The organism is Zunongwangia pacifica (assembly GCF_023499215.1).
GTDB classification, from domain to species: domain Bacteria; phylum Bacteroidota; class Bacteroidia; order Flavobacteriales; family Flavobacteriaceae; genus Zunongwangia; species Zunongwangia pacifica.
This window is the reverse complement of the sequence record NZ_JAKHSK010000073.1, coordinates 1-5605: the sequence shown is the minus strand read 5'-3', so window position 1 is coordinate 5605 and position 5605 is coordinate 1. Positions and strand designations below refer to the sequence as shown.

Genomic DNA, 5605 nt, shown 5'->3' with positions numbered 1-5605 from the left:
AGATTGTAAACTGTACTTTCTGCATAGCCGAGTATATCAAGCCATTGTTTGTAACTCTTTACCAGTACTTTGTAATGTTCACTCTGTAGTTTTAGATGTTTCATTTTGGACAGTTTTTTATTTCCCGCGCGGCAAGCTGGCTACTTCGCTAAAAATGTCTACCAGACATTTTTTATACGCTCGTACCTCTTTTTGGTGGTTTACCTGTTTTGATTGGTAATTATTTTAAAATATGTTGGTTAAGTGAGCCATTTTGTTAGTGGCTCAATGGTGGCTCATTGGCTCACTTCCATTATGGTAATACAGTTCTCCAGAGCGTTGTTTATTTGCTCCTGTAACTCTGTGTATTCCTCGTAGCTTACGATTTCGTAGATATAGCCTTTGTACTTGTTGTTGGTGGTTTTCTTGATGTAATTGTCCTCAATAAGCTGTGTATGGTATCGTCTCAATGTCGTTCCCTTGATGCGTAGGTTTCGCCTTATTTCCGCATTGGTAAAGGTGGTCTGATTGTTGGCTTTGAGATAGGTTTTGAGCGTTTCCAGATAGTTTCTGCACGCTCCGCTTATCATATCGCTCTTGCGCAGTAAAACCTCTTGTAACAGTTGGTTGGCTTCCTGTATGTCCTCGATGGTGGTTTCGATGTATTCTTCGCCCGTGGCTTCATCATATTTGCGTTCCCGTTGGTACTGTTTGTAAAAGGTAACGGCTTCTATAAATTGCAGATAGTGTGCGTTGGTTCTCCGTGGTTTAAAAACTGATTTTGGTAATTGTAGATGTTCTGCAAAAGGATTGACGACCTTGATTGATTTTAGTAATAATTGTGCGTTCTGTAATTGTCGTTTCGATTTCAGTTCGGCATCAATATTTATATTGCCTGCGGAAGCTTTCCGCTGGTACTGCATTATCTTTTCGTCCTGCTCGTGGCTTTCGTCAATGTAAAGCAAGAAGCTCCTGTTGCTGTTGTCCTCGTAGATGCTTTCCTGTGTGGTGCATCCTGCAACACATACAGGACCTTCAACCGTTAGCTTTATCGTTTTGGTATTTCCATTCCTGTCCTTGTGGCTGACCCGTTTTGTGATGCTCCGTTTTGATTGCAGTTCCCGAAGTGGATAGAGTGCGTTTTCTGCGCCGTCCATATCTTCGATTAGGATTAGTTTATGCTGTAATTCTGTGCGGCTGAAGTAGTAAAAGGCATTTTCGCTCAATACCGTCATATCCACGATGTCGTGTTCCGGTATGAGTTCTGCAACTTTGGATTGCAAATGGGTCTTTCCTGTTCCGGAACTGCCCAAGCTGATACAGTGCAATGGGTTGTTGCTCTTTCTGCTCGTAAAGATGATGTACATTAACAGCCTGTTGGTTTCCTCGCCGATTACCCCGCTGTTTCCGATTAGGTCGTTCGTGGCTTCAAGTAAGTTGCCTTTCTTTAAAAATGCCCCTGCGGCCCGCAGCTCTTTTTTGGTGAGTTCCCTAATGGTAAACTCGTTTTCATCTTCCTGCTCTAATTGTGATAGGCGGTAGGTTTCGAGTTCGTTGGTAAGTTCCTGCAATGTTCTTCTAACAATCGATGTTCCTATCTCGATGCGCTCCGCTGTTTTTCGCACCAGTTTTTCTACTTGGTTATCGTTGTACAGGTCGATATTGTGGCGGAGTTTGTTGTGGTTCTTGGTTTTGTTGATGCTCAATGTTACCCGCAGACTATCCAACTTGTTCAGTTTTATGCCACCTAAAACGTGTATCTCTAAATGATTGGTAAAATATTCGTAGTTGTTGCTGTTGGTGGTATTCAAAACATTTTTACCCATAATGCAGATAATTCTATTATTTGTATTGTTTACTCTGCAATATTAGATATTACTATTCAACAAATCAAGACAATACTATTTTATTTTGACTATATTTGCCCAAAACGTATAGTTTACTACGATTTAAAGCGTTTAAGACGATTATTCTATGACTTTAGGACAGAAGATTACCAAGATTAGGAAAGAGAAGAAGTTATCGCAAGTCGATATTGCTTCTTATGTAGGCGTGTCTCGTGATGCGATTTCTAAATACGAGCGTGATGATATTGTGCCATCTGTTGAGAACGCTAAAATGATTGCTAAAGTTCTTGGTGTTTCCCTTGATTATTTGGTTTCCGAGGATGACAGCTTGGAAGTTGTGGACGTGGATATGCTCAACCGTATGCGTGAGATACAACGACTTTCAGAGGATGATAAAACTACCGTTATTAAAATCATCGATGCCTTTATCCGTGACACCAAGACCAAAAAGGCTTACGCATAAAAAAACCACTCCGAAGAGTGGCTTTGCAATTATTTTATAACATTTTTTATTCTGACTTCAACTTTAGGTTATCGAACAATATTTGATTCTTGTCTATAACTAAAGTATCATTTACCATGTTATAAATTACTCCGTATTTAACCTTGCCTTTTAATTTTTCATCATTCAAGACCGTAGTGCAATTCAAGTCAATATAATTAGGTATCTCTTTATACTTCTCACAGCCGTCGCAATCAAGATTATTAATCACTAAAATATCTGCTTTAAACCTTGTGGGCTTAAAATTGGCATCGTGTGTTTTGATGTTCATTTTACTGATTTTATATGTAGCATTAAAATCTACATTTCTATATTTTTCAGGCAACTTATCACATAAAAACCTTTGATTGACCTTGCATAAAGTGTCATTTACAAATTCTATTTCAACAGTCTTTTCTTGATTAGAAGCAAGATATTTTTTACCTGCTAAATCATATGATTTACACGATGCTATAAGTAGCACACATATTATTAAAAACCCTTTTTTTAACATCTTAATTGTTGTTATTTATTGAACCAGCACTATAAATAGGGATAACATAAGTGCCTAAATTTCTTGCACTCCTATCTGTATAAAACTCGCCAATATCAAAAACCATATTAGTATTAATCTGATTTATTGAATTGATATTTATTAAAGTTCCTGGCACAACTTTTTGAGCATTTAACAATGTTCTACTTATAATGTTTGTTTGGTCAAAATTATGAGTCATATATTGTAATTTTCCATCCCAAGCGTATTGAGCTCTATAAGCACTAACTTCGGTGTCAAGCCCTTGTGCTCCGTGACTTTGGGTAATTGCATTTATTTCTCCACGAGAATGCTGACCTCCGTGTCTTGTTTCGTGTAACTTTTGTCCAGTTTTCGAGCCTGTGAACATTGTAACAACATTGTCTCCTTTGTCATTTGTCCCTGTACCAATAGTTACTGGCTTACCTTTAATTCCTAAAGATTTAGCTTCCTTACCATTTGTATTAGCGTACCTAAATTGGGTGTTCTCATCATTTCGCATATCTTGTATGTCTTGTGATGATTGGGTTAACTCTCCAGCTCTTTCTCTTAAATCGCCAACGTCTTTTCCTTTAGCCTCTAATTTGTCAGCCCTTTTATTAAGTTTTGCAGCTCTTTTTTCGGCTTGCCTTTGAAGTCTCGCAGCTCTCTTTTCGTCCTTACCTTCAAAATATCTTCCGTCAACTTCAATATTATAAATCGGATTATTAGCTGTAAAAACATAAGGTGAAGTCTTTATATATCTTTCAGCCATTGGGTCTATGTTTGTCCATCTTGCGATTGCAGGGTCAAAGGCTCTCCAACCAAAATCGTAACTATTTCGACCAAGCTCTTTTTCTTCCTCTTTTCCTTGGAACGTCTGGTAGTTGTTCTCCGTTCCGTTCACGACATTATTATACCCCTTGTGCTGTAACCCGAAAGGATAATAATTTTTCTCCTCCACAATAGAAGTATTTGGATTGGATACCGACCCATTATTATCATAGGATACTCTAATATTCCCCAAATGATCCTTGTACTGGTACACATACTTGTAGGCATTGTTCTCTTTCTCCACATAGCCCTCAGGAGTATTGAAAAATTCCAATGTTCCGTTTTTGTAAACGTAGTTTCCCGCATATTCCGTAACCATATTCCCCGGGGCCGTTTTCTTGAGTTTTACTCCCGTTGCATCGTAAATATACGAAATCGTTCCGGTTCCATCCCCTTTATCACTGGTTACATTTACCGCTTCCGGAAGATTAAGATGGTTGTAAGCGATACTGCCAATGCCCTTGTTCAGGTCTTTGATCATGTTTCCATTCACATCATAACCAAACTCTGCACTGCTGGTCGCACCATCCTTAAATCCATAATCCTTACTCCCGATATCACTGACCTGTATTAGTCGGTTGCTGCTATTTCCCATATCATAACTATAGGTCAGATCATCCATCACCCCATAATTGCTAACTTCTCCCTGGGCATTTAAAGTAATATGACCATAACGCTTGAGCTTTCGGATATTCCCATTGAGATCATACACCATGCCCGTAAGGTTATAGTTGGAAGACTGTTCCGTAAAAGAACTTCCATTACTCGTCGCCCTTCTAAAGGCCCCAGACTTGATTCTATTTAAGGCATCATACTGGTAAGCATACCCTCGTTTGCGGTTCCCATACGTCCCCGTATTGGCCGTCCTCCAGATTGTCTCACTGATATTCCCATTATAAAGGGACTGCGTTCCTGAAACCCCCATCTCCGTAGTATTGTAATTCAGCTTAAAGGCAAAGAGTTTGTTCCCTAAACTATTGGGATCATTAATCCTCTTAAGCCAGCCACGTACGTTATAAGCATAATCTACTGTTTGAAGTGGGCTGGTGGTGGTATTCCCAACTTCCTTCTTCTTGAGCTGCCCCAATCCATCGTATTCATTAAAGGCAATCAGTTCTTCTCCCTGAGAGTTGATTTTTTGGGTCTGTTTAACAAGCCTGCCCAGATGATCGTATTCAAATTTGTCGACTGTGGTGATAGTGGGTTGTCCCGTCTTGGTATGTACTGTCGTACTCTCTTCCATTTGTCCCAAGAAATCATCAAGTTTATATTTGATCACATCGCTGCTTTCCAGGTATGGGTTCCCCGTTTTGCTATAGATTACCCTACCCTTTTTATCATACCCCATAACCGTAGTGATCCAGCTATTGGTGGTCAGTACCCGTACTTTTGATCCCGTGGCCAGGCCTTTGGTCTTTATTCTAGTGCTGGTCGCATTATTATAGTTTTCTACCGGCACACTGTAAACGCTTTGTGGCAGGCTGCTGCCATAAAAACGGTAATCGTCGTAATAGTTTACCGTATACAAAGTAACATCGTTGGGATGCTCACTTAAATCGGGGTAGGCATTATCGGTATAATAAAACGTGCCACCGCCATAATTGAATGCGGTATTGGAGGTGTTCTCGTACTGATCGTTTTCTGCATCGGCATTGTCCTGATGATCGGAGCGGCTAAGGTTACTTTTAAACAGCCCCGTATACACTACCCGGCCAAAGGCATCATACTTGGTAAACAACCATTCCTTGGTCGACTTCCCTGCCTGATTGGCATCCTGGGTCAGAATGGGTTGGTCCAGTTTATTATAAACAATATACTCCCAGCCCTTACCTGGGATTTTCTTTTCGATCAGACGGTTACGGTGATCATAACGGTATTGATAGCACAGTTCGCTTAACGGACTATTTTCAGGTCCAGCAGTAGAAGCCTCATCGATAGAAGCCCTAAAGGTAC

At 40.0% G+C, this 5605-nt stretch carries 4 protein-coding genes; 1 reads left to right on the top strand and 3 read right to left on the bottom strand.

Annotated elements, in window-relative coordinates; translation table 11 throughout:
• Positions 1-275: 275 nt before the first annotated feature.
• On the bottom strand, positions 276-1805 hold the full coding sequence (locus tag L1967_RS21910) for a hypothetical protein (protein ID WP_249603628.1): 1530 nt from the start codon (positions 1803-1805) through the stop codon (positions 276-278).
• Between the two features lie 148 nt (positions 1806-1953).
• Here L1967_RS21910 and L1967_RS21905 point away from each other — a divergent pair, with 148 nt between their 5' ends.
• Positions 1954-2289 (top strand): helix-turn-helix domain-containing protein, encoded by a 336-nt coding sequence (locus L1967_RS21905; RefSeq protein WP_249603627.1) that lies wholly within the window; start codon positions 1954-1956, stop codon positions 2287-2289.
• 46 nt (positions 2290-2335) lie between these two features.
• Here the strand turns inward: L1967_RS21905 and L1967_RS21900 are convergent, their stop codons facing one another.
• Positions 2336-2599, bottom strand: a complete 264-nt coding sequence (locus L1967_RS21900) for a hypothetical protein (RefSeq protein ID WP_249603626.1) — start codon at positions 2597-2599, stop codon at positions 2336-2338.
• Between the two features lie 223 nt (positions 2600-2822).
• Positions 2823-5605, bottom strand: a 2783-nt coding sequence (locus L1967_RS21895; RefSeq protein ID WP_249603625.1) for an RHS repeat-associated core domain-containing protein, incomplete at its 5' end; no start/stop codon positions are given.